Origin of the sequence: Streptomyces siamensis, from assembly GCF_039543605.1 — a bacterium.
In the GTDB taxonomy this organism is placed as follows: Bacteria; Actinomycetota; Actinomycetes; order Streptomycetales; family Streptomycetaceae; genus Streptomyces; species Streptomyces siamensis.
In genome coordinates, this window is the sequence record NZ_BAABKB010000045.1 from 197,651 (window position 1) to 221,723 (window position 24,073).

The window sequence follows — 24,073 nt, forward strand, 5'->3', positions numbered from 1 at the left end:
CACCATGTCTGCACTGCCTCGGAACGTACCTTCCAGTACCTCACTCCACGACGCACGGTGGCTGCGCAGCAGCCGCAGCACGGGAATGAACAACTGCGTCGAGACCGCACGACCCGGCCCGGGCCCCTGGTCCGGACTGGTGGCCGTGCGCGACTCCAAGAACACGGCAGGACCCGCCCTGCTGTTCGCCCCCGCCGCCTGGGAGGGGTTCATCAGCGGACTGGGCTGACCCCGAACCCGCACACCGCGATCACCGCGTCCGGCTGATCACGCTCACGGCGTGCTCGATCTGCTCCTCGGTGAGGTCCGCGCGAGCGGTCAGCCTCAGCCGTGAGATGCCGTCGGGCACGGACGGGGGACGGAAGCACCCGACGGCGAGACCCGCCTCACGACAGTCGGCCGCCCAGCGCACCGCTCGCTCGGGGGACGGCGCGCGCACGGAGACGACGGCGGCGTCCGGCCGTACGGCTTCGAGGCCCTCGGCCGTCAGGCGGGTGTGCAGGACCGTCGCCACCGCGCGTGCCCGGAGCGCGCGTTCCGGCTCCCGGCGCAGCAGCCGCAGAGCCCCCAGAGCGGCTCCGGCCGCGGCGGGTGCGAGGCCCGTGTCGAAGATGAACGTACGTGCCGCGTTGACCATGTGGTCGATGACGGCTGCCGGTCCGAGGACCGCGCCGCCCTGGCTCCCGAACGACTTCGAGAGCGTGACCGTCACGACGACGTCCGGCGCTCCCGCGAGCCCCGCCGCGTGCGGCGCGCCCCGGCCGCCGTCGCCCAGGACACCGAGTCCGTGCGCGTCGTCGACGACCAGTCCGGCCCCGTACTCCCGGCAGGCGTCCGCGAGTTCGGCCAGCGGAGCGGCGTCCCCGTCGACCGAGAAGACCGTGTCCGAGACGACGACGGCGGGCCCCTGGTGGGTGCCGAGCGCCTTGCGCACGGCGTCGGGGTCGGCGTGCCCGACCACCTGTGTGGTGCCCCGGGCGAGCCGACAGCCGTCGATGAGCGAGGCGTGGTTGCCCGCGTCGGACACGACGAGTGAACCGTGCTGTGCGAGGGCGGTGACGGCGGCGAGATTGGCCGCGTAGCCGGAGGAGAAGACGAGGGCGGACTCGAAGCCGCAGAAGTCGGCCAGTTCGCGTTCCAGCTCGCCGTGCAGTTCGGTCGTGCCCGTCACGAGGCGGGAGCCGGTCGCGCCGCCGCCCCACCGGTGCGCGGCGTCCGCCGCCGCCCCGGTGACCTCCGGGTGCCGGGCCAGTCCGAGGTAGTCGTTGCTCGCGAGATCGAGGAGCGGCGAGTCGGCGGGGCGCGGACGCAGCGTGCGGACGAGTCCGGCGGCGCGACGCGCCCGGGCCTGCTCGTCGATCCAGCCGAACGCCATGTGTCCTCCGGACCGTAGGGGCGGGTGTTTTGTAGGCAGTGCACAGACCCTAGCGGCCGGGCCAGCGGGCCAGGGTGTGGCAATACCCACACGTCGAACCGTCTCTCTTGTGCAAACTCTCCTTGGCCGGGAGTGGTCGCATAAGCAAGGATCGGGCCTCATGGACCTGCTGAACACGCTGGTGGACAAGGGGCTTCGGCGCGAGCTGCCGACCCGCGACGAGGCGCTGGCCGTACTGGCCACCTCCGACGACGACGTGCTGGACGTGGTGGCCGCGGCCGGCAAGGTGCGCCGGCAGTGGTTCGGCCGACGGGTGAAACTCAACTACCTCGTCAACCTCAAATCTGGCCTGTGTCCGGAGGACTGCTCGTACTGCTCGCAGCGGCTCGGCTCCAAGGCCGACATCCTCAAGTACACCTGGCTCAAGCCCGACGAGGCCTCTCAGGCCGCCGCGGCGGGTCTCGCCGGCGGCGCCAAGCGGGTCTGCCTGGTGGCCAGTGGGCGCGGTCCGACGGACCGTGACGTGGACCGGGTCTCCGACACCATCAAGGCGATCAAGGACCAGAACGAGGACGTCGAGGTGTGCGCCTGCCTCGGCCTGCTCTCCGACGGCCAGGCCGAGCGGCTGCGCGACGCGGGCGCGGACGCCTACAACCACAACCTGAACACGTCCGAGGGGACGTACGGGGACATCACGACCACCCACACGTACGCCGACCGGGTGGACACGGTGCAGAAGGCGCACGCGGCGGGACTGTCCGCCTGCTCGGGCCTGATCGCCGGCATGGGCGAGTCCGACGAGGACCTCGTCGACGTGGTGTACGCGCTGCGCGAGCTCGACCCCGACTCCGTTCCGGTGAACTTCCTGATCCCCTTCGAGGGCACGCCGCTCGCCAAGGAGTGGAACCTCACGCCGCAGCGCTGTCTGCGGATCCTCGCGATGGTCCGGTTCGTCTGCCCGGACGTCGAGGTCCGCATCGCGGGCGGCCGTGAGGTCCATCTGCGCAGCATGCAGCCGCTCGCCCTGCACCTGGCCAACTCGATCTTCCTCGGCGACTACCTCACCAGTGAGGGCCAGGCCGGCAAGGCGGACCTGGAGATGATCGCCGACGCCGGCTTCGAGGTGGAGGGCGCGGGCGAGGTCACGCTGCCCGAGCACCGGGCAGCCGCGGGCGGCGGCTGCGGCTCGCACGCGGACGCCGGCTGCGGTGCGCAGGAAGGCGCCGGATGCGGTTCGCACGCGGATGCCGGCTGCGGCTCGCATCAGGGTGGCGGCGTGTGCGGCTCCGCCCCGGCGGCCGCCACCACCGTCACGGAGCAGCCCTCCGACGCGCGCACCGACCTCGTCGCCGTACGCCGTCGCGGGGCCGGAACGGATCTCGCACCCAATGCCTGAGCTGTCCGTCAGGGAACTGCTCGACCTCGACCGGCGCCATGTGTGGCACCCCTACGGGCCGATGCCGGGACGTCAGGAACCGCTCGTCGTGGAGTCGGCGAGCGGTGTCCGGCTGCGCATGGCGGACGGTTCGGGCGAGCTGATCGACGGGATGTCCTCCTGGTGGTCGGCCATCCACGGCTACAACCACCCGGTCCTCAACGAGGCCGCGCGCGGTCAGCTGGACCGCATGAGCCACGTGATGTTCGGCGGACTCACCCATGAACCCGCCGTACAGCTGGCGAAGCGCCTTGTCGACATGTCGCCCGAGGGGCTGGAGCACGTCTTCCTCTGCGACTCCGGCTCGGTCGCGGTCGAGGTCGCCGTCAAGATGTGCCTCCAGCACTGGCGCTCGCTCGGCCGCCCCGGCAAGCAGCGGCTGCTGACCTGGCGCGGCGGCTATCACGGGGACACCTGGCAGCCGATGTCCGTGTGCGACCCGGAAGGCGGGATGCACGAGCTGTGGCAGGGCGTCCTCCAGCGCCAGGTGTTCGCCGAGGCACCGCCCGCCGAGTTCGACGAGGCGTACGCCGAGCGGCTGCGTGAGCTGATCGGGCGGCACGCCGACGAGCTCGCCGCGGTGATCGTGGAGCCGGTGGTGCAGGGCGCGGGCGGGATGCGCTTCCACTCCCCCGAGTACCTGCGGGTGCTGCGCGAGGCGTGCGACACGCACGACGTGCTGCTCGTCCTCGACGAGATCGCCACCGGCTTCGGCCGGACGGGCGCGCTGTTCGCCGCGGACCACGCCGGTGTCACCCCGGACGTGATGTGCGTCGGCAAGGCTCTGACCGGCGGCTACATGACGATGGCGGCGACCCTGTGCACCCCGCGGGTCGCCGACGGCATCTCGCGCGGCGAGGTTCCGGTGCTCGCGCACGGGCCCACCTTCATGGCCAACCCGCTGGCCGCCTCGGTCGCCTGCGCCTCGATCGACCTGCTGCTCGGCCAGGACTGGCGGACCGAGGTCAAGCGGATCGAGACGGGTCTGCGGGACGGCCTCGCGGAAGCCGCCTCGGCACCGGGGGTACGGGACGTACGGGTCCTCGGCGCGATCGGTGTCGTGCAACTCGACCACGAGGTGGACATGGCGGCGGCGACGGCTGCCGCGGTCCGCGAGGGCGTGTGGCTGCGGCCGTTCCGCGACCTCGTCTACACGATGCCGCCGTTCGTGACGGGCGACGAGGACGTGGCACGGATCGCTCGCGCGGTCTGCGCCGCGGCACGGGAGGGATGACATGCCGGTACTGGTGATCAGCGGGACGGGCACGGAGGTCGGCAAGACGGTCACGACCGCCGCCGTGGCGGCCGTGGCCCTCGCCGCCGGTCGTTCCGTCGCCGTACTGAAGCCCGCGCAGACGGGTGTGGGGCCGCACGAGTGCGGTGACGCGGACGAGGTGGCCCGGCTCGCGGGAACCCTGACCACGCGCGAACTCGGCCGTTTTCCTGAGCCGTTGGCGCCCGCCACGGCCGCGCGGCGCGCCGGGCTCGCCCCGGTGCGGCCGCAGGAGGTCGCGGACGCGGCGGGCAAGCTGGCCGCCGACCACGACCTCGTGCTCGTCGAGGGCGCGGGCGGACTGCTCGTACGGTTCGACGACGAGGGCGCGACGCTGGCCGACGTGGCACGGCTGCTCGACGCGCCCGTGCTCGTGGTCGCCGCGGCAGGCCTCGGCACCCTCAACAACACGGAGCTGACGGCCCGTGAACTCCGGCGGCAGGGGCTGGACTTCGCGGGAGTGGTCATCGGCAGCTGGCCCGACTCCCCCGACCTGGCCATGCGGTGCAATCTGGCCGACCTGCCGGAGGTGTCGGGCGGGCCGCTCCTCGGCGCGATCCCGGCCGGCGCCGGCGCGCGGGACCCCCTCGACTTCCGTGCCCGGGCGGCGACCTGGCTCGCCGCGCCGCTCGGCGGGACCTGGGACGCGCACGCCTTCACCGCGACGCATCCCGCCTGAGGCGACTTCGGGCGCGGCACGTCCCGGACGGCGACAGGTCCGGGACGTGCGGCGCGCGCCGGTGCGCCCGGCCGTGCGGAGCCGGAGTCTTGGGCGTGCGGCACCTTATGTCCGGACGGGCCGAGCCGGGGTGGCGCCCGCGCGGCACCGGCGTCCTGGGCGTGCCGTGCCGGTGCATCCGGATGTGCCGGGCCGACGTCCTGGACCTGCGGCACCGGTGCGTCCGGGTGCACCGGGCCGACGTCCTGGCCGTGCCGATCGGGTGTTCCCGTACGGCTCTTCCGGTGCACCGCGGCTCCTCGTGGGCCGGGTCGCGCGTGCGGCGGACCTCCCGGGGGGACAATCACGGTAGGGCGCGTCGTCCCGGGAGGTCTTTCATGCCGTTCACGCCGCTCAGCCCGGCCGGCTCCCGCAAGGTGGCACGAGACGCGGTGCACCATCCTCTCTTCGCCCGCTACTACGCCCGCATCAGCGTGGCGGCCGAGACGCGGATGGGCATGGGCGGGATCCGCGACCGGCTGCTCGCCGGACTGTCCGGGCGGGTCATCGAGATCGGCGCGGGCAACGGTCTGAACTTCGCGCACTACCCGCACACCGTCTCGGAGGTCGTCGCCATCGAACCCGAGCGGCTGCTGCGGCAGTTGGCGGTCGAGGCGGCGCTGCGTTCCGAGGTGCCCGTGGACGTCGCGCCCGGTACGGCTGAGGCCCTGCCGGTCAAGAGCGAGGCCTTCGACGCCGCCGTGGTGTCGCTGGTGCTCTGCAGCGTCCGCGACGTGCGACGTGCCCTCGCCGAGCTGCAGCGCGTGCTGCGCCCGGGCGGCACCCTGCGGTTCTTCGAGCACGGCAGGGGCGGCGGATCCGCGATGACCTTCACCCAGCGCGGTCTGGACCGCACGGTCTGGCCCCGCCTCACCGGCGGCTGCCATCTGGCCCGCGACCCGGTCGCCGCGCTGCGGGACGCCGGTTTCGAACTCGGCCCGTACCGGCGGCTGATGATGCCCGAGAAGGGGCCGCGGCTGCCCACCTCGTACTGCGTGCTGGGCACGGCGTGGCGCCCTCGCCTCACCGAGCCGGAGAAGCCGGGGCAGACGGTGTGACCGCAACGCCCGGCGCGGCAGGAGCGATCGGCGGGCCGAGAGCGATCTGTACTGCGGGACCGGCCGGAGCAGCAGGACCGGCCGACGCGGCCGGAGCGGTCCGCGCCGCCGTCCCCGTACTCACAGGCTCCAGCGGCGCAGCTCGTGCGCGATGTCGTGCACCGTGGCCTCACCGCTCTTCACCAGTCGCGCCAGTTCGCGCACCTGCTCCGGCGAGGTGACGACCTTCAGCCCGCTCGCGACGAGATAGGCGTACGCGACGGCCGAGGCGAACATGGCGTTGGAGCGTTCCAGTGCGGGGACGTGCAGCAGCAGCTGGAGCAGCGCGGCGGCACGGGCGTGCGGAGTGTCGTAGACGGGGATGCCGAATATCTCCGCCTCGTGCCGGCTGACGGCGGCGACGAGCGCTCCCCAGTCCGTGACCTGGGGGTCCCCGGGTGTCTTCTGTTCGGCGATCATGAGGAGCCAGGCAAGGTCGACTCTGAGATTGCTCAACGGATCAACGACGACCTTCGCGCGTGCCTTCTCGGTCCGCGCCGAACTCCTCGGCGAAGACGGATTCGTACTGCTTCATGAAATCGGCGGCGGCCTCCACGAACGTGTGGCCGGCCTCCCCGGTGTCCTGCCGGACCAGCTCTTCGATGTAGCGGTTCACACTCATCCCGCGCTCCAGCGCTCGCTCGCGGGCGGCGCGGGCCGTGCCCTCGTCCACCCGTACGTTCAGCTGAGTCTTGGCCATGCTTCGAAGCTAGCGCCGGATCGCTAGCACCGGCAAGGGGGTCGGCGCATCCGGGGGTGGAGTGCCCCGGGTGGAGCATGGCCCTTACACCGGCATCGTGGGCACGACCTGCGGTGGAGGCCGACCGGCACCTCGGGGGGATACCAAGTGTGCCCCCGGTCACATTAGGCTCTGCCGGGACATGAGGAGTCGGGACGTCGATCGCTGAGGAGGCGGCCTTGTCCACACCTGCTGCGGAGCATGCTCTCGGGCGCGCGGAGGGGGACGGGATCGCCGCCCGCGCCCGGGGCCTGACCAAGGCCTACGGCTCGGGCGAGACCGCGGTGCTCGCCCTCGACTCGGTCGACGTCGACATCGCGCGCGGCCGCTTCACCGCGGTGATGGGCCCGTCGGGGTCCGGGAAATCCACCCTCATGCACTGCCTGGCGGGGCTCGACACGGTCTCGGCCGGTCAGGTGTGGCTGGGCGGCACCGAGATCACCGGCCTGAAGGAGCGCGAACTGACCCGGCTGCGGCGTGACCGCATCGGCTTCATGTTCCAGTCGTTCAACCTGATCCCGACGCTGAACGCGGCCGAGAACATCACGCTGCCGATGGACATCGCGGGCCAGAAGCCCGACCAGAAGTGGCTCGACCAGGTCATCGACACACTGGGGCTGCGCGCACGGCTGAAGCACCGGCCCGCCCAGCTGTCCGGCGGCCAGCAGCAACGCGTCGCCTGCGCCCGCGCGCTCGCCTCGCGCCCCGAGCTGATCTTCGCGGACGAGCCGACCGGCAACCTGGACTCCCGTGCGGGCCTGGAGGTCCTCGGATTCCTGCGCGAGGCCGTCGACGACCTCGGCCAGACCGTCGTGATGGTCACGCACGATCCCGGTGCCGCCGCCCACTCCGACCTGGTGCTGTTCCTCGCCGACGGACGGATCGTGGACGAGATGGAGCGCCCCACGGCGGACGCCGTCCTGGAGCGGATGAAACGCTTCGACACGATCCGGGTGACCTTCGACGGCACGGGCGACGGACCCGTCACCGCGGCCCCCGCCACCGGCAGTGTCGGCCGTCCGGGCGAGCCCGGCGACTCCATCGAATCCAGCGACGTGACCCTGGACAAGGACTGAGGCGGTCGTGCTCAAGGCGACACTGCGAAGCTTTCTCGCGCACAAGGGGCGGCTGCTCCTCTCCGCGCTGGCCGTCGTGCTGTCCGTCGCGTTCGTCGCGGGCAGCCTCATCTTCTCCGACACGGTCACCCGTACCTTCGACCGGCTCTTCGCCTCCACCGCGGCCGATGTGACGGTGGAACCGAAGAACGATCTGGATTCGCAGATCCCGACCGGCGCCACCCAGACGGTGCCCGCCTCGCTCGCGGACCGGCTGGCGAAGGTCGACGGCGTCGCCGCGACCCATGTGGACGCGGCCGTCGAGAACGCCACGGTCGTCGACGCCGACAACAAGTCCGTCGGCCCCACCACCGGCGCCCCCACCATCGTGACCAACTGGGAGGTCACCGAACGCAGTCCGGTGAAGCTGACCTCCGGCCACGAGCCGAGGGGTGACGGAGAGGCGCTCCTGGACGCGGACACCGCCGAGAAGAAGCACGTCGGCATCGGTGACACCCTGACGGTGCAGGCGCAGCCCGGCTCGTTCAAGGTCCGGATCGTGGGCATCGCCACCTTCACCACCACCAACCCCGGCGCCGCGCTGCTGTTCCTCGACACACCGACCGCGCAGACCAAGCTGCTGGGCAGTCCCGACGCCGCGACGAGCGTCTCCCTGGACGCGGCACCGGGGGTGAGCGACACCGTCCTCAAGCAGCGCGTCGCCGCCGAACTGGGCACCCGGACCTACGAGCTGAAGACGGCCGAGGAGCAGGCCAAGTCCTCCTCCGAACAGCTCGGCGGCTTCCTGGACGTCATCAAGTACGTGATGCTCGGCTTCGCGGGCATCGCGGTCCTGGTGGGCATCTTCCTGATCGTCAACACCTTCTCGATGCTGATCGCCCAGCGCACCCGCGAGCTGGGGCTGTTGCGCGCGCTGGGCGCGGACCGGCGTCAGGTGCGCCGGTCCGTGCTCACCGAGGCGCTGCTGCTGGGTCTGGTCGGCTCGACGCTCGGGCTGGCCGCCGGAATCGGCCTCGCGCTCGGACTGATCAAGCTGATGTCCGCGTTCGGCATGAACCTCAAGTCGACCGAGATGGTGGTCGGCTGGGCCACCCCCGTCTCGGCGTACGTGGTCGGCGTCGGCGTCACCTTCGTGGCCGCCTATCTGCCCGCGCGGCGCGCGGCGGGCGTCTCCCCCATGGCGGCCCTCGCGGACGCCGAGATCGCCGGCGTGGGGCGGCCCCTGCGGATGCGCGCCGTGGTGGGTTCGGTGGTCGGCGTGGCCGGTGTGGCCGCGCTCGCGGGATGTGCCGCCTCGTCGAAGACCTCGACGGCCGCCTCTCTGCTGGGCCTGGGCGTCGTTCTGACGCTCATCGCGACGGTGATCGCGGGTCCGCTCCTGGTGCGGCCGGTGATCCGGGTCCTGGGCGGGGCCTTCCCGGCCCTGTTCGGCTCGGTCGGCCGGATGAGCCAGCGCAACGCGCTGCGCAATCCGCGTCGCACGGGCGCCACCGCGGCGGCCCTGATGGTGGGCCTCGCCCTGGTCGGCGGGATGTCCGTGGCGAGCGCGTCGATGACGAAGTCGTTCGACCAGCAGATCGACAAGACGCTCGGCGCGGACTTCGTGATACAGAACAGCAACTTCCAGCCCTTCTCGCAGGAGCTCACGGACAAGGTCCGCGGCACGGACGGCGCCGGGCTGGTGGTCCGTCAGCGGTTCACACCGGTCGCGGTGCGGCTGCCGGACGGGAAGCGCGTCGAGACGACCGCGGCGGCCTACGATCCGCGACTCGACGAGGTCGCCCACGTCACGTACGCGCAGGGCGACACGGCGGCGGCGCTCGGCGACGGCCGTATCGCCATGGACAGGAAGTTCGCGAAGGAGCACGACGTCCGGGTGGGCAGCACCGTCCCTGTCGAGTTCCCCGCCGGCCGCAACACCCGCCTGACGGTGGGGGCCCTCACCGACCAGGACTCCGGCGACGGCTTCGGCATGCAGGGCGGCCTGTTCTTCGGCTTCGGCACCATCGAGAAGTACGTGCCCGGCGGGCAGGACTCCGCGCTGTACGTGAACGCGGCGTCGGGCACCACGCCCGACCGGCTGCGCACGAATCTGGAGAAGGCCCTCGACCCGTATCCGCAGGTGCAGGTCCGCGACCAGGCCGACTACAAGAAGCTGATCCACGATCAGATCGCGGTACTGCTCTACCTCGTGTACGCGCTGCTCGGGCTCGCGATCGTCATCGCGGTGCTCGGGGTGGTCAACACCCTGGCGCTGTCGGTGGTGGAGCGCACCCGTGAGATCGGTCTGCTGCGCGCCATCGGGCTCGCCCGCCGTCAGCTGCGCCGGATGATCCGGCTCGAGTCGGTGGTGATCGCCGTGTTCGGAGCGGTTCTCGGTCTGGCGCTCGGGATCGTCTGGGGCGTCTGCATCCAGCAGGTCCTCGCCCTGCAGGGCATGAAGGCGCTCGCCGTCCCGTGGGGGACGATCATCGCCGTCGTGGTCGGCTCGGCGGTGGTGGGCATCGTCGCCGCCCTGCTGCCCGCCCTGCGCGCCTCCCGGATGAACGTGCTGGCCGCGATCGCGCACGAGTGACGTACCCGTCTCCTGTCCGCCGCCCGGACGCAAGTCGACCGTGACCGAGGAGAGTTCATGTCCCGCTTGCCGCGTCCCTTCCGTTTCGGCGTCAGCCTGCTCGCACCCGCCCCGGTCGACGAGTGGCACGCGAAGTGCCGCCGGGCGGAGGACCTGGGGTACGACGTGATCACGGTGGCCGACCACCTGGGCCTGCCCGCGCCGTTCCCGGCCCTGGTGGCCGCCGCTCAGGTGACCGAGCGACCGCGCCTCGGCACGTTCGTGCTCAACACGGGCTTCTGGAACCCCGCACTGCTGGCCCGCGAGGTGGCCACCACGGACGCACTGACGGGCGGGCGTCTCGAACTGGGCCTGGGCACCGGCTATGTGCAGGCGGAGCACGAGACGGCCGGGCTGCCCTGGGGCACACCACGTGAGCGCGTCGACCATCTCCAGCACACCATCGAGGAGTTGGACCGGCTCCTGGGCTCGGAGGACCACCAGCCGCGCCCCGTCCAGTCCCCCCGGGTCCCGCTGCTGATCGGGGCCAACGGCGACCGGATGCTGCGGCTCACCGCCGAGCACGCCGACATCGCGGCGTTCACCGGGGCGCGCACCCTGCCGGGCGGCAGGCTGGAACCGGTCACGGCCGCGGAGCTCGACCAGCGCGTCGCCGTGTACCGGGAGGCGGCGGCCGGGCGGAAGGAGCCCGCCGAGCTCAACCTGCTGATCCAGATCGTCACCGTCGCCGAGGACCGCTCCGAGGCGATCCGGCCGTGGCTGCCCCGTATCCCCCACCTGACGGAACAGCAGGTCCTGGAGCTGCCCATCGTCCTGGTGGGCACGCTGGAGGAGATCACCGAGCGGTTGCGGGCGCAGCGTGAGCGGTACGGCATCTCGTACCTGACGGTCCTGGAACCCCACATGGAGGCGTTCGCGCCAGTCGTCGAGGCGTTGCGCGGCGAATGAGCCCGCCACGCGCGTCCTCGGCCACGGCGGCGTCCGGATGATGGAATTCCGTGCCATCGTCCGGACCGGGTGATGGGATCGCCGCATGACTGAGCTGCGGATACGGGCCGCCGCGCCCGCCGACGTCGACGCCGTGCTGGGCTTCTGGAAGGTGGCCGCGGAGGGGACGAGCATCAGCGACGACCGGGACGGCGTCGAACGACTGGTGGCCCGCGACCCGGAGGCGCTGATCCTCGCCGAGCACGACGGAGAACTCGTCGGCACGGTGATCGCGGGCTTCGACGGGTGGCGGTGCCATCTGTACCGGCTGGCGGTGCACCCGCAGCGGCGCCGGCTGGGCATCGGCTCCGCGCTCCTCGCGGCCGCGGAGGAACGCTTCGTACGGCTCGGAGGGCGGCGCGGGGATGCCATGGTGCTTCAGCGGAACGAGACCGCGCACCATGTCTGGCGCGCGGCCGGGTACCGGTCCGAGGAACACTGGCGGCGCTGGGTGAAGCCGCTCTCCGGCTGAGAGGTGCGGCCGGGGCGCCGCCGCCCGGGAACCCCCCGACCGGAACACTTTGCCCGTCCTTTACCATTGGAAGATCACTCGATCATCCGATGACACATGAAAGGTGTGAGCGTCCGCCCATGGGCGAGCCTCCCAGTAGCAGATGCCGTGATCCGCACGGCGACCGCCGACGTCGCGCGGTCCTCCCGTCCCTGGCCGACCATGGGACGGAGGTGACCCGATGACCGAAGTGCTCCTCCTCCTGGTGGCGGTGCTGCTGTCCCTCGCCTGTGGCGCCTTCGTCGCGGCGGAGTTCTCGCTGACCACCGTGGAGCGCAGCGAGCTGGAGCGCGCCGTGGAGCGCGGTGAACGCGGTGCGTCCGGCGCCCTCAAGGCCGTACGGAACCTCACCTTCCAGCTCTCCGGCGCCCAGCTCGGCATCACCGTCACCAACCTGGTGGTCGGCATGCTCTCGGAATCCTCGATCGCGAAACTGATCGCGGGTCCCCTGGAGGCCGTCGGCATCTCCCCCTCCGCGTCGCAGTCGGTGGCCCTGGTCATCGGTACGGCCCTGTCGACGATCTTCCTGATGGTCGTCGGCGAGCTCGTGCCCAAGAACTGGGCGATCTCCTCCCCCCTCGCCGTGGCCAAGCGGGTGGCGACGCCGCAGCGCTGGTTCAGCGCCGCGTTCCGCCCGTTCATCACGCACCTGAACAACACGGCCAACCGTGTCGTACGCCGCTTCGGCCTCGAACCCGCCGAGGAGCTGGCCTCCGCGCGCGGTCCGCAGGAGCTGGTGGCACTCGCCCGGCACTCCGCCAAGCAGGGCGCCCTCGAGGCGGACACCGCCGAGCTCTTCGTACGCACGCTGAACCTGGCCGACCTGACCGCGGAGAACGTGATGACCCCGCGCGTCCAGGTCATCGCGCTGGACGTCCAGGCGACCGCCGAGGACGTGGCGAACGTGACCCGGGCCACGGGCCTGTCCCGCTTCCCCGTGTACCGCGGCAGCCTCGACTCGGTCGTCGGCGTCGCGCACATCAAGGACGTGCTGACCGTGCCGGCCGAGCGTCGCGCGCAGACGTCCGTCTCCCAGATCGTGCGCGAGCCCCTCCTCGTCCCCGAATCGCTGACCGTCGAGCGGCTGCTCGACCGGCTGGCCGGCAAGCGCACCATGGCCGTGGTCATCGACGAGTACGGCGGGACGGCCGGGGTCGCCACCCTGGAGGACATCGTCGAGGAGGTCGTCGGCGAGGTGCGCGACGAGCACGACCCGCACGAGACACCCGACCTCGCCCCGGTCGGCCAGGACGAGGACGGCCACGAGCTGTACTCCGCCGACGGCTCCGCCCGCATCGACCAGCTCGCTCGGGTCGGGCTGCGGGTGCCCGAGGGCCCGTACGAGACGCTCGCCGGCTTCGTCGCCGCCGAGCTCGGCCGCATTCCCGCCGTCGGCGACACCGTCGAGGTCGCCGACTGGCGGCTCGACGTGGTGGACGCCTCCGGGCGGCGCGCCGCCCGGGTACTGATGCACGCGCCGAGCGACCAGGAGGAGGGGGCGCGATGACCGCCGTACAACTGCTGATCGGCCTCGCGACACTCGTCGTGAACGCCTTCTTCGTGGGCGCCGAGTTCGCGCTGATCTCGGTGCGCCGCAGCCAGATCGAGCCGCACGCCGAGCAGGGCGACCGGCGGGCCCGCAGCGTGCTGTGGGGACTGGAGCACGTGTCGGCACTGCTCGCCGCCGCGCAGCTGGGCATCACCCTGTGCACGCTGGTCCTCGGCATCGTCGCCGAGCCCGCCATCGCACACCTGCTGGAGCCCGCGTTCCACGCCATGGGCGTGTCGTCGAGCGCAGGTCACGCGGTCTCGTTCGTCATCGCGCTGACCCTCGCGACGTATCTGCACATGCTGCTCGGCGAGATGGTGCCGAAGAACATCGCGCTCGCGGAGCCGGTGCGCACGGCATTGCTGCTCGGCCCGCCGCTGGTCGCTCTCTCCCGGGCGCTGCGCCCGGTGATCTTCACGGTCAACGCCTTCGCGAACGGGCTGCTCAAGCTGTTGCGGGTGGAGGCGAAGGACGAGGTCTCCGCGACCTTCTCCGACGACGAGCTGGCCCGGCTGGTGCAGGACTCCGGCGCCGCGGGGCTCATCGACGACCGCGCCAAGGAGCGGCTGCACGATGCCCTGGAGCTCGGCCGCCGACCGGTGTGCGACGTGGTGCTGCCCTTGGAACGCGTCGTCTACGCGCGCGTGGGCGTCACCCCGGAGCAGCTGGAGCGGCTGTCCGCCGAGTCGGGCTTCTCCCGCTTCCCCGTCGTCGACGACGGCCGTCGCATCGTGGGCTACCTGCACGTCAAGGACGCGCTCGACGCGACACCGCGCGACCTGCCGTTCCGCGTGCAGGACATGCGGTCCATCGCGCGGGTCCGCGAGACCACTCCGCTCGACGACGTCCTCACGGCCATGCGGCGCAGCCGTACGCATCTCGCGGCCGTCATGGGCAGTGACGGGCGGCTCGCGGGGCTGGTCACGATGGAGGACGTACTGCGAGAACTGTTCGGTCAGCCGGCCTAGCGGACACCCCCGGGCGGGCCGTCCCGGACCCCGGTGGTGGCACCGGCCCGGGCCGTGCGCGGGCGGGCGCGCCGTGCGCTCCGACGCGCCGGGGCTTCCCGCGGCGTCGGGGCCCCCGGCGCCCGGACGCACCCCGGGGGCGGCTCCGCGGTCCGAACGTGGGGCGCGTCCTCCTGGGCGTTCGCCCCGAAAGGCGGCTCCCGGAGAGACGTGCGCCACGCGTCTCCGGTCGAGGTGGGGCGGGGGGCGACGGCCCGACCGACCGACAAGTATGTGACCGGGTTACCATCTTTGACGCCATGCAAACAAATGCCACCTACACCAGCCTCGTCGCGGTCGGGGACTCCTTCACCGAGGGAATGTCGGACCTTCTGCCCGACGGTTCGTACCGCGGATGGGCCGATCTCCTCGCGAGCCGCATGGCGGCCCGAACGCCCGGCTTCCGGTACGCCAACCTCGCGGTGCGCGGCAAGCTCATCAAGCAGATCGTCGACGAGCAGGTGGACGTGGCAGCCGCGATGCGGCCCGACGTCATCACCCTGGTCGGCGGGCTCAACGACACGCTGCGGCCCAAGGTCGACATGGGGCGTGTCCGCGGTCTCCTGGAGGAGGCCGTGGAGCGGCTGGCCCCCGCCTGCGAACAGCTGGTGCTGATGCGCAGCCCGGGCCGCAACGGTCCGGTGCTGGAACGCTTCCGGCCCCGCATGGAGGAACTCTTCGCCTGTGTCGACGACCTCGCGGCACGGCACGGCGCGCTCGTGGTGGACCTCTACGGAGCGCCGTCGCTCGCCGACCCCCGTCTGTGGGACGTGGACCGGCTCCACCTGACGCCCGAGGGGCACCGCAGGGTCGCGGAAGCCGTGTGGCAGACCCTCGGCCACGAGCCGGAGGACACCGCCTGGCGGACGCCGATGGCGGCCACGGCCCCGCCGCGCTGGCTCGCCCGGCGCACCGCCGACGCGCGGTTCGCCAAGCAGCACCTGCTGCCGTGGATCGGACGCCGGCTGACCGGCCGGTCCTCCGGCGACGGTCGCCCTGCGAAGCGGCCGGAACTGCTGCCGTACGAGGGTCCGGCGGCATAGCCGCCGACGCCAGGACGGCGCCGTGGGGTACACAGGAGACGTACCGCTGAAGGGAGCCCCGTGCCCACGACCGTGATCAACCTGAAGGGCCACATCCGCGAGTTCGGTCCCCGGCTGGAAACCGCCCCCGACGATCTCGTCTACGTGGGCCGCCGCTGGACCATGGGCCATTGGGACCTTCCGCAGCACCCGCTGTACAACCCGTTCGCGCCCGACACCGCCACCAAGCGGCGCGACGGCACCCGCGCCGAGGTGATGGTGAAGTACCGGGCCTATCTGCTGGAACGACCCGAGCTGCTGGAGCTGGTTCCGGCACTGCGCGGGAAGACGCTGGCCTGCTGGTGCGCTCCCGAGCTCTGCCACGGCGACATCCTGGCCGAGATCGCGGACGGGTCGGCGCCGGACTCGTAGCTTCCCACGAACAACCCCGCGGCTCTGGCCTGCAGGAATCGCCAGTAGAATCCGTACACGTGACTGCTGCGCCTGCAAAGCCCCGTATCCCCAACGTCCTCGCCGGACGCTATGCCTCCGCCGAGCTCGCCACGCTCTGGTCCCCCGAGCAGAAGGTCAAGCTGGAGCGTCAGCTCTGGCTGGCCGTGCTGCGGGCCCAGAAGGACCTCGGGATCGAGGTTCCGGACGCCGCCATCGCCGACTACGAGCGTGTCCTCGACCAGGTCGACCTCGCGTCGATCGCCGAGCGCGAGAAGATCACCCGCCACGACGTGAAGGCGCGGATCGAGGAGTTCAACGACCTCGCCGGGCACGAGCACGTGCACAAGGGCATGACCTCCCGCGACCTGACCGAGAACGTCGAGCAGCTGCAGATCCGGCTGTCGCTGGAGCTGATGCGCGACCGCACGGTGGCCGTGCTGGCGCGTCTCGGCAAGCTCGCCGGCGAGTACGCCGAGCTGGTCATGGCCGGCCGCTCGCACAATGTGGCCGCTCAGGCGACCACCCTCGGCAAGCGTTTCGCGACCGCCACGGACGAGCTCCTGGTCGCGTACGCCCGGGTCGAGGAGCTGATCGGCCGCTACCCGCTGCGTGGCATCAAGGGCCCGGTCGGTACGGCGCAGGACATGCTCGACCTGCTGGGCGGGGACGCGGCGAAGCTCGCGGACCTCGAGCAGCGCATCGCCGGGCACCTCGGCTTCTCGCAGGCCTTCACCTCCGTCGGCCAGGTCTACCCGCGCTCCCTCGACTACGAGGTCGTGACGGCTCTCGTGCAGCTGGCGGCGTCCCCGTCCTCGCTGGCCAAGACGATCCGTCTGATGGCCGGACACGAGCTGGTCACGGAGGGCTTCAAGCCGGGCCAGGTGGGTTCCTCGGCGATGCCGCACAAGATGAACACCCGCTCCTGCGAGCGCGTCAACGGCCTGATGGTCATCCTGCGCGGCTACGCGTCGATGACCGGCGAGCTGGCGGGCGACCAGTGGAACGAGGGCGACGTGTCCTGTTCCGTGGTGCGCCGGGTCGCGCTGCCCGACGCCTTCTTCGCGCTGGACGGCCTGCTGGAGACCTTCCTCACCGTGCTCGACGAGTTCGGTGCGTTCCCGGCCGTCGTCGCCCGCGAGCTGGACCGCTACCTGCCGTTCCTCGCGACGACGAAGGTCCTGATGGGCGCGGTGCGCGCGGGCGTCGGCCGCGAGGTCGCGCACGAGGCCATCAAGGAGAACGCCGTCGCCTCCGCCCTCGCCATGCGGGAGCAGGGTGCCGAGCGCAACGAACTGCTCGACAAGCTCGCCGCGGACGAGCGCATCCCGCTCGGCCGCGCCCAGCTCGACGAGCTGATGGCGGACAAGCTGTCCTTCACCGGTGCCGCGGCCGACCAGGTCGCCGTCGTCGTGGGCCGGGTCGAGGAGATCGTGAAGCAGCACCCGGAGGCCGCCGGCTACACGCCGGGAGCGATCCTCTGACACGGCTCACACCCGCGGACCTCGAGGCCGCCCGCGACCGGCTGGTGCCGGATGTCGTCGCGGACGGCCTCGACGTGCTGTTCTGCGGTATCAATCCGGGTCTGATGACGGCCGCGACGGGTCACCACTTCGCCCGCCCCGGCAACCGCTTCTGGCCCGTGCTGCACCTTTCCGGCTTCACTCCCCGGCTGATGAAGCCGGCGGAGCAGCAGGAGCTGCTGTCCTACGGGCTCGGCATCACCAATGTGGTGGCGCGGGCCACCGCCCGTGCCGACGAGCTCAGTGCCGACGAGTACCGCGAGGGCGGGCTGCTGCTGGCCGCCAAGGTGGAGCGGCTGCGGCCGCGGTGGCTGGCCGTGGTGGGCGTGACCGCCTACCGGGCCGCGTTCGGTGAGCGCGGGGCCCGGGTGGGGCCGCAGGAACGGACGTTCGGAGACAGTCGCGTGTGGGTGCTGCCCAACCCCAGTGGGCTCAACGCTCATTGGACGGCGGCGACGATGGCCGAGGAGTACGCCCGGCTGCGGGAGGCCGCCGCCGAGGGGTGACGGGTCGGAGGAGTGACGGGTCCGAGGGATGACGGGTCGGACGGGTCAGGGCGGGTCGATCTCCGTGATGACGGCGAGGAGCTGGAACGGCAGCTCCTTGTCCCACTGGGAGACCCCGAGGGCCACCCAGCGGTCGTGGTGATCGGCCTTCCACAGGTGCACGTCCGGCACGTGCGAACTCAGGTCGCCCCACGGCTCGGGTATGTCCTCGCCGCTCGCCGTCCGCCCGAACACACTCCTCAGGCTGACCCGCTGAGGTGCTCCCCAGCGGCGGCTGAGCAGCTCCGACAGACCGTCACGGTCCGCCTCGTACTGCTCCTCCGTCTCCTCCCACGCCGTGCCGTCGTCCTCCCAGAAGTCCTCGCTCGTCGCCAGTTCGGCTATGTGGTAACCGGGTCCTGCGGTGCCGACGTCCGACCGGCCGTGCTCCGCCGGGAAGTCCGCGGAGCACAGCCGCTCGATCGTGGCGAGGTGCTGCGCGCTGGTCATGACATCCAGTAAAGCGGCTGCCACTGACAATTGGCGTCCCGTCAGGCGTCCCGGCGGCGCATGCTCCACGCTCCGGCCGCCAGGGCCCCCGCCGCCCAGAGCGCCGTGACGCCGAGGCCCGTCCAGGGGCCGAGGGCGCCGTCCCACGTCTCATGCAGCACCACTTGGCCCGCCTTGTCCGGCAGGAAGTCCGCCACGGTGCCCGACGCTCCGCCGACGACGAAGGACACGATCAGGAGGAACGGGATCAGGATGCTCAATGTTGCGACTCCACTGCGCAGGACGGCCGCGATTCCCGCCGCGAAGAGGGCCATCAGCGCCAGATAGACGCCGCAGCCGACAGCGCCGCGCAGTTCCTCGCCCCACGTGAGCGTGTTCGCCCTGGAGCCGAGCACCGCCGTGCCCACGACCATGCTCACGCCCCCGGAGACCAGACCGATCACGAGGGCGGGGCCGCCCACGGCCACGGCCTTGGCCGCGAACCACCGCACACGGTCGGGAACCGCGGCGAGCGAGAGGCGCAGGGCACCTCCTTGGAATTCCGCCGAGACCGCCTGCGCGCCGAAGGTGATCGCCGCGATCTGTCCGAAGCTGACGCCGAAGAACGTGGAGAACAGCGGGTCGAACTCCTCCCCGGAGTCGTCCAGTCCGGCGAGTGCGGAGAAGGCGGCGGTCGCGAGGAGGACGGAGGCCAGCCCCCACAGGAGCGACCGCAGCGTACGGATCTTGATCAATTCCGAGCGGAGTGCGGGTGCGAACGTCATGGTCAGGCCTCCTGGGTCTGCGGCGCGGTCGGGGTGGCGGCGAATTCGGTCTCGGCGCCCGTCAGATCCAGATAGGCCTGTTCCAACGTGGCCTCCTCCGAGGCGAGTTCGAGGATCGGGAGGTGCGCTGCCGAGGTGAGGCGGCCGATGTCCTCCACGCGTGCGTCGAAGGCCGTCCAGCGGCCGTCCTCGCCCTCGACGGCCTCGATGCCGTGCCGGGCGAACAGGTCGCCCAGCGCGGCTGTGTCCGTGGTGCGCACCCGCACCCGGGGCTGCACGCGCGCGTGGATGAACTCCCGCATGGGCATGTCCGCGAGGAGCCGGCCGCGGCCGAGGACCACGAGGTGGTCGGCGAAGGACGCGGTCTCGTTCATGAGATGGCTGGAGACGAGGACGGTGCGGCCCTCGCGGGCCAGCTCGCGCAGCAACTCCCGGATCCAGATGATCCCTTCGGGGTCGAGCCCGTTCGACGGCTCGTCGAGCAGCACCACGGGCGGGTCCCCCAGGAGGGCGGCCGCGATGCCGAGGCGCTGACGCATCCCCAGGGAGTAGGTCTTGACCCGGCGCCGGGCCACGGAGCCGAGTCCCGACTGCTCCAGCACCTCGTCCACCCGGCGTTCGGGGATGCGGTTGCTCGCGGCGAGCGCCCTCAGATGGTCGCGGGCGGTCCGCGAACCGTGTGCGGCCTGCGCGTCGAGCAGGGCGCCCACGTGGCGCAGCGGCTCGTCGAGCGTGGCGTAGGCACGGCCTCCGACGGTGGCGGTGCCGGACGTGGGCCGGTCGAGGCCGAGCACGAGCCGCATGGTGGTGGACTTTCCGGCGCCGTTGGGACCGAGGAATCCCGTGACACGGCCCGGGAGAACGCTGAAGGTGAGGTGGTCCACGGCGCGCTTGGTGCCGTACTCCTTGGTCAGGTCCTGGACGTCGATGCTGGTCATGGCGACAGCGTGGCCGGTGCCGACCGGGTAGGGCCTCCCCCGCCGGTGGAGAACGTCTCCCCCGCTCGGGGGAGGTCCGTTGTCAGTGGCTCCTGGCACGATGACGCGATGGCCCGCTTTCTGCGCCCGCTGGTCCGGGGGACGACGTACACACGACTGCTGCACCTGTGGGTGCCGATGCTGTTCGTCTCCGTGTGGATGTTCATCGACATGTCGAAGCCGTGGGTGCCGGCCGCCCTGCTCGTCCCGCTGGGACTGATCCCTGCCGTGCGCCGGGGTGAGGGAGTACAGGCGCGCTACATGCTGGCGCCCGGCGAGCGGGACACCCCGGAGTCGGCCTTCTCCGTCTCGCCCGCGGTCACCTGGCGCGACCGGCTGCGGACCGTGCTCTGGCTGGAGGCCCGCATGGTCCTCGGGTGGATCACGGCGTTCGCCACCGTCTGGCTGCCGGTGTCGGTGCTCGTCCTCACCGAGGCTTCGTTCCGACCGGTCACGATCGACACCCCGATCGTGACGCTCCATGCCGATCCGCACTGGGCGTACGCGCTGCTCGCCCCGTTGCCGCTGCTCGCGCTGTACGGCACGATCGTCGGTCTCGGCGAGCTGATCGCACTGATCGCGCGCCGTCTCCTCGGCCCCTCCCCCGCCGAACGGCTCGCGGCGCTGGAGGAGCGCACCGAGCAGCTGCTGGAGCGCAATCGCATCGCCCGCGAACTCCACGACTCGATCGGGCACGCGCTGACCGTCGCGGTGGTCCAGGCCGGAGCGGCCCGCGCGGCAGGTGACCCCGCCTTCACCGAGCGAGCGCTGGCGGCCATCGAGGACACGGGCCGTGCCGCCCTGGAGGACCTGGAGCGCGTGCTGGGGGTGTTGCGGGAGGCGGAGCGGCCGGTGAGCAGCCGCCCCACGCTGGCCGACGCCGACCGGCTCCTGGAGTCGGCGCGCGCGTCCGGGGCCAAGGTCGACGCCGAGGTGACGGGCCCGTTGGACACGGTGCCCGGTCCGGTGTCCCGGGAGGGTTACCGCATCCTCCAGGAGTCGCTCACCAACGTGTTGCGGCACGCGGGCAGCGTCCCCGTCCAGGTGCGTGTCGAAGTCCGGGACGAGTCGCTGGAGCTGGAGGTCCGCAATCTGCTGACCTCGGACATACCGGGGCCCGGCCGGGGCAGCGGGCTGCGGGGCATACGGGAGCGGGCCGCGCTGCTCGGCGGCCGCGCGCGGACGGGTCCGGACCAGGGCGAATGGCAGGTGCATGTAGAGCTGCCGCTGAGTTGATCTAGGCTGGCCGGATGCCGGTCACCGTTCTCCTCGTCGACGACGAACCCCTCGTACGCGCGGGTCTGCGCGCCGTCCTGGAGGCGCAGCCCGACATCGAGGTCGTCGGGGAGGCGGCGGACGGTGCCGCGGTGATCCCCCTGGTGCGGCAGCTGCGTCCCGACGTGGTCGCCATGGACGTCCGTATGCCCCTCCTGGACGGCATCGAGGCGACGCGCGCGGTGCTGCGCACGGTGAGCGATCCGCCGAAGATCCTCGTGGTGACGACGTTCGAGAACGACGAGTACGTCTACGAGGCGCTGCGCGCGGGAGCCGACGGGTTCCTCCTCAAGCGGGCGCGGCCTGCCGAGATCGTGCACGCGGTGCGACTGGTCGCCGAGGGCGAGTCGCTGCTGTTCCCTGCCTCCGTAAGGCAGTTGGCCGCCGAGTACGGCGACACCTCGGGCAATCCCGCCGCCCGGGCCGCCATGGAGCGGGCCGCGCTGACCGAGCGGGAGGCGGAGGTCCTGCGCCTGATGGCCAGGGGTCTGTCGAACGCGGAGATCGCCGCACGGCTGACCGTCGGCACCGAGACGGTGAAGTCCCACGTCAGTGCCGTACTGGCGAAGCTGGGGGCCCGGGACCGCACCCAGGCGGTCATCGCGGCGTACGAATCGGGGTTCGTGGCACCGGGCTGATCACGACGCGCGTGCGGTGAAGGGGTCCCGGCACTCGCCGAGGTGCGCCCCGCCGAGTACGATCCGCCCAACACGCGCGCGAGCTGGGAGGACGGACGTTGGGGCGGTTGACCGGCGGGGACCCCTCGCTGCTGCGAAGGATCAATTCCGCGGTGGTGCTGCACGCACTGCGCGCCACGGACTGCGCGACCCTCACCGAGATCACCCGGGTGACCGGACTGTCCCGGCCGACGGTCGAAGGCGTCGTCGAGGGCCTCATCGAGAACGGGCTCGTCGTCGAGAAGGCGGCCGAGGAAGGCGCCGCACGGCGCCAGGGGCGTCCGGCGCGCAGGTTCCGCTTCCGGGCCGAGGCCGGCCATCTGCTGGGCCTGGAGATCGGCCCGCACCGGGTCGCCGCGCTCCTCGCCGACCTGGACGGCCGGGTCATGGGGGCCATGGCGAAGGACGTCGAAGAGACCGCTTCCGCGGACGAGCGGCTCGAACGGCTGCGGGTGGCCGTCGCGGAGCTGCTGCGCCGGGCGGGCGTCTCCCGCAACTCCCTGCGTGCGGTCGGCGTGGGCAGCCCCGGGATCGTCGAGGCGGACGGCACCGTGCGGCTGGGCACGGCGTTGCCCGAGTGGACGGGCCTGCGGCTGGGCGAGCGGCTGAGCCGTTCCTTCAAGTGCCCGGTGCTGGTCGAGAACGACGCCAACACGGCAGCGGTCGCCGAGCACTGGAAGGGCGCGGCCACCGAGTCCGACGACGTGGTGTTCGTCCTCGCGGGACTGAGTCCGGGCGCCGGGTCGCTGATCGGCGGTCGGCTGCACCGCGGGTACGGGGGCGCGGCCGGCGAGATCGGCGCGCTGCATCTGCTGGGGCGCGACGTCACGCCGGAGACCCTGCTGTCCACGACGGACGAGCCCTTGCACCCGCTGGACGAGCAGGCCGTGGCCGAGGTCTTCGCCCTCGCGCGAAACGGCGACCAGCGGGCCCGCGCGGCCGTCGACCGTTTCATCCAGCGCCTGGTGCACGACGTGGCGGCGCTCGTCCTCGCCCTCGACCCCGAACTGGTCGTCATCGGCGGCTGGGCGGCCGGGCTGGACGGTGTACTGGAGCCGCTGCGGCGCGAGTTGGCACGGTACTGTCTGCGCCCGCCGAAGGTGACGCTGTCGATGCTGGGCGAGGCCGCCGTGGCGACGGGTGCCCTGCGGCTGGCCCTCGATCACGTGGAGGAGCAGCTGTTCGCGGTCGAGGGCACCGTGACGGCGCGCCGCTGACCCGCGAAGCGCGCCACGCCCCGGGCGTGACCGGGGCGCGACGCGCGGCTCAGGAGGCGCGGCGCTCCGGGTCGTGGTGTATCTCGACCCCACCGGAGTCGCCGAAGGTCAGCCGGCAGGTGTCGGCCCGGTACGTGGCGACCGAGACCGCGGCGGTACGCCCCTCGGCGAAGAACCGGGTCGTGACGACGAGCACGGGAGCTCCGGGGAGCCGGTCCAGCTCCTTGGCGTCGTCCGCGCGCGCCGAGCCGAGCTCCACCGCCCGGTCCTGGTTCTCCAGGTCCAGCCGCTGGAGCTCGCGCAGCACGGCACGCGCGCGTGCCGCACCCGAGGGCGCGTCTATGGCCGACAGGTCCGGGACCGAGGACGCCGGCACGTAGAGCAGCTCGGCGGCGACCTGCTGGCCGTGGGTCACCCGGGAGCGGCGCACCGTGTGGACCTGTTCGCCGTGTGCCGTCTCCAGGATGCCGGCCACCGAAGCGGGCGGCGCCGCCACCGTGCAGTCCGTGGCCTGCCACGCGTCGCCGGCCGCACCCGGCCAGGTGTGCTGTTCGGATCCCACGGCCACGCCCACGCGCGGCGGCGCGACGGTGGTGCCGACACCACGGCGGCGCTGGAGCCTGCCTTCCAGTTCGAGCTGTTCGAGGGCCTGCCGCAGGGTGGCCCGGGCGACGCCGAAGCGGGCTGCCAGGTCACGTTCGTTGGGCAGGATCTCGCCGACCGAGAACTCGGAGTCCAGCGCCTCACTGAGCACGGTCTTGAGATGCCAGTACTTAGGCTCCGGCACCGATTCCAACTGCGTGGTCCCCACCCTGTCCTCCGCAATCGCCG

Annotated in this window: 25 protein-coding genes; 18 read left to right on the top strand and 7 right to left on the bottom strand. The window is 72.0% G+C overall.

The window, feature by feature from the left end; all coding sequences use genetic code 11:
* The first annotated feature begins 4 nt into the window (after positions 1-4).
* Positions 5-229, top strand: coding sequence for a DUF397 domain-containing protein (locus tag ABEB03_RS41010; protein WP_345658130.1), 225 nt, complete (start codon positions 5-7; stop codon positions 227-229).
* A 21-nt stretch (positions 230-250) separates the two neighbouring features.
* On the opposite strand, the gene ABEB03_RS41015 is transcribed toward ABEB03_RS41010, so the two are convergent.
* Positions 251-1,375, bottom strand: coding sequence for an 8-amino-7-oxononanoate synthase (locus ABEB03_RS41015; RefSeq protein ID WP_345658131.1), 1,125 nt, complete (start codon positions 1,373-1,375; stop codon positions 251-253).
* A gap of 160 nt (positions 1,376-1,535) precedes the next feature.
* Here ABEB03_RS41015 and bioB point away from each other — a divergent pair, with 160 nt between their 5' ends.
* The 4 genes from bioB (at position 1,536) to ABEB03_RS41035 (ending at position 5,859) form a co-directional block, all read left to right on the top strand.
* Entirely contained in the window at positions 1,536-2,771 is a 1,236-nt protein-coding gene (bioB, locus tag ABEB03_RS41020; protein ID WP_345658132.1) for a biotin synthase BioB, read from the top strand.
* On the top strand, positions 2,764-4,044 hold the full coding sequence (locus ABEB03_RS41025; protein ID WP_345658133.1) for an adenosylmethionine--8-amino-7-oxononanoate transaminase: 1,281 nt from the start codon (positions 2,764-2,766) through the stop codon (positions 4,042-4,044). The genes bioB and ABEB03_RS41025 overlap by 8 nt, the downstream gene beginning before the upstream one ends.
* Position 4,045: 1 nt before the next feature.
* Positions 4,046-4,762, top strand: coding sequence for a dethiobiotin synthase (bioD, locus tag ABEB03_RS41030; protein ID WP_345658134.1), 717 nt, complete (start codon positions 4,046-4,048; stop codon positions 4,760-4,762).
* A 377-nt stretch (positions 4,763-5,139) separates the two neighbouring features.
* The gene (locus ABEB03_RS41035; RefSeq protein ID WP_345658135.1) at positions 5,140-5,859 is read left to right on the top strand and encodes a class I SAM-dependent methyltransferase; all 720 of its coding nucleotides are present in this window, start codon (positions 5,140-5,142) and stop codon (positions 5,857-5,859) included.
* A gap of 120 nt (positions 5,860-5,979) precedes the next feature.
* Here ABEB03_RS41035 and ABEB03_RS41040 read toward each other — a convergent pair whose 3' ends face one another.
* Both ABEB03_RS41040 and ABEB03_RS41045 read right to left on the bottom strand, forming a co-directional pair.
* Entirely contained in the window at positions 5,980-6,354 is a 375-nt protein-coding gene (locus tag ABEB03_RS41040; protein WP_345658136.1) for a fic family toxin-antitoxin system, toxin component, read from the bottom strand.
* 4 nt (positions 6,355-6,358) lie between these two features.
* On the bottom strand, positions 6,359-6,598 hold the full coding sequence (locus ABEB03_RS41045; RefSeq protein WP_345658137.1) for a toxin-antitoxin system HicB family antitoxin: 240 nt from the start codon (positions 6,596-6,598) through the stop codon (positions 6,359-6,361).
* Positions 6,599-6,816: 218 nt separating this feature from the next.
* Here ABEB03_RS41045 and ABEB03_RS41050 point away from each other — a divergent pair, with 218 nt between their 5' ends.
* The 10 genes from ABEB03_RS41050 to mug all read left to right on the top strand — a co-directional run bounded on the left by ABEB03_RS41050 (position 6,817) and on the right by mug (position 17,843).
* Positions 6,817-7,713, top strand: coding sequence for an ABC transporter ATP-binding protein (locus ABEB03_RS41050; protein WP_345658138.1), 897 nt, complete (start codon positions 6,817-6,819; stop codon positions 7,711-7,713).
* Positions 7,714-7,720: 7 nt separating this feature from the next.
* Positions 7,721-10,288: an ABC transporter permease gene (locus tag ABEB03_RS41055; protein WP_345658139.1), complete on the top strand. Its 2,568-nt coding sequence runs from the start codon at positions 7,721-7,723 to the stop codon at positions 10,286-10,288.
* A 66-nt stretch (positions 10,289-10,354) separates the two neighbouring features.
* A complete protein-coding gene (locus ABEB03_RS41060; RefSeq protein ID WP_345658249.1) occupies positions 10,355-11,236 on the top strand; it encodes an LLM class F420-dependent oxidoreductase in 882 nt (293 codons plus the stop codon).
* 85 nt (positions 11,237-11,321) lie between these two features.
* The gene (locus tag ABEB03_RS41065) at positions 11,322-11,747 is read left to right on the top strand and encodes a GNAT family N-acetyltransferase (protein ID WP_345658140.1); all 426 of its coding nucleotides are present in this window, start codon (positions 11,322-11,324) and stop codon (positions 11,745-11,747) included.
* Between the two features lie 220 nt (positions 11,748-11,967).
* Positions 11,968-13,293 carry a hemolysin family protein gene (locus tag ABEB03_RS41070; RefSeq protein WP_345658141.1) on the top strand — a complete coding sequence of 442 codons (1,326 nt, stop codon included), beginning with the start codon at positions 11,968-11,970 and terminating at the stop codon, positions 13,291-13,293.
* Positions 13,290-14,303 carry a hemolysin family protein gene (locus ABEB03_RS41075; RefSeq protein WP_345658142.1) on the top strand — a complete coding sequence of 338 codons (1,014 nt, stop codon included), beginning with the start codon at positions 13,290-13,292 and terminating at the stop codon, positions 14,301-14,303. The genes ABEB03_RS41070 and ABEB03_RS41075 overlap by 4 nt, the downstream gene beginning before the upstream one ends.
* Positions 14,304-14,602: 299 nt before the next feature.
* Positions 14,603-15,385 (top strand): SGNH/GDSL hydrolase family protein, encoded by a 783-nt coding sequence (locus tag ABEB03_RS41080; protein ID WP_345658143.1) that lies wholly within the window; start codon positions 14,603-14,605, stop codon positions 15,383-15,385.
* A 60-nt stretch (positions 15,386-15,445) separates the two neighbouring features.
* Positions 15,446-15,796, top strand: coding sequence for a DUF4326 domain-containing protein (locus ABEB03_RS41085; protein ID WP_345658144.1), 351 nt, complete (start codon positions 15,446-15,448; stop codon positions 15,794-15,796).
* 59 nt (positions 15,797-15,855) lie between these two features.
* Positions 15,856-17,298, top strand: a complete 1,443-nt coding sequence (gene purB / locus ABEB03_RS41090; RefSeq protein ID WP_345658145.1) for an adenylosuccinate lyase — start codon at positions 15,856-15,858, stop codon at positions 17,296-17,298.
* Positions 17,295-17,843: a G/U mismatch-specific DNA glycosylase gene (gene mug / locus ABEB03_RS41095; protein ID WP_345658250.1), complete on the top strand. Its 549-nt coding sequence runs from the start codon at positions 17,295-17,297 to the stop codon at positions 17,841-17,843. Before purB ends, mug begins: the two co-directional genes overlap by 4 nt.
* Before the next feature lie 45 nt (positions 17,844-17,888).
* On the opposite strand, the gene ABEB03_RS41100 is transcribed toward mug, so the two are convergent.
* Genes ABEB03_RS41100 through ABEB03_RS41110 form a run of 3 tightly spaced genes read right to left on the bottom strand, consistent with a single transcriptional unit; the run spans position 17,889 to position 20,034 of the window.
* A complete protein-coding gene (locus ABEB03_RS41100) occupies positions 17,889-18,332 on the bottom strand; it encodes a hypothetical protein (RefSeq protein WP_345658146.1) in 444 nt (147 codons plus the stop codon).
* Positions 18,333-18,373: 41 nt separating this feature from the next.
* The gene (locus ABEB03_RS41105; protein ID WP_345658147.1) at positions 18,374-19,096 is read right to left on the bottom strand and encodes an ABC transporter permease; all 723 of its coding nucleotides are present in this window, start codon (positions 19,094-19,096) and stop codon (positions 18,374-18,376) included.
* A gap of 2 nt (positions 19,097-19,098) precedes the next feature.
* Positions 19,099-20,034, bottom strand: coding sequence for an ABC transporter ATP-binding protein (locus tag ABEB03_RS41110; RefSeq protein ID WP_345658148.1), 936 nt, complete (start codon positions 20,032-20,034; stop codon positions 19,099-19,101).
* Between the two features lie 108 nt (positions 20,035-20,142).
* On the opposite strand from ABEB03_RS41110, the gene ABEB03_RS41115 reads away from it, so the two are divergent.
* The 3 genes from ABEB03_RS41115 (at position 20,143) to ABEB03_RS41125 (ending at position 23,242) form a co-directional block, all read left to right on the top strand.
* Positions 20,143-21,309, top strand: a complete 1,167-nt coding sequence (locus tag ABEB03_RS41115; RefSeq protein WP_345658150.1) for a sensor histidine kinase — start codon at positions 20,143-20,145, stop codon at positions 21,307-21,309.
* A 14-nt stretch (positions 21,310-21,323) separates the two neighbouring features.
* Complete coding sequence (locus ABEB03_RS41120; RefSeq protein WP_345658151.1) at positions 21,324-21,986, top strand: response regulator transcription factor; 663 nt, start codon at positions 21,324-21,326, stop codon at positions 21,984-21,986.
* A 98-nt stretch (positions 21,987-22,084) separates the two neighbouring features.
* Entirely contained in the window at positions 22,085-23,242 is a 1,158-nt protein-coding gene (locus ABEB03_RS41125) for an ROK family transcriptional regulator (RefSeq protein WP_345658153.1), read from the top strand.
* Between the two features lie 49 nt (positions 23,243-23,291).
* Here ABEB03_RS41125 and ABEB03_RS41130 read toward each other — a convergent pair whose 3' ends face one another.
* Complete coding sequence (locus tag ABEB03_RS41130) at positions 23,292-24,053, bottom strand: GntR family transcriptional regulator (RefSeq protein ID WP_028800425.1); 762 nt, start codon at positions 24,051-24,053, stop codon at positions 23,292-23,294.
* Positions 24,054-24,073: the final 20 nt, after the last annotated feature.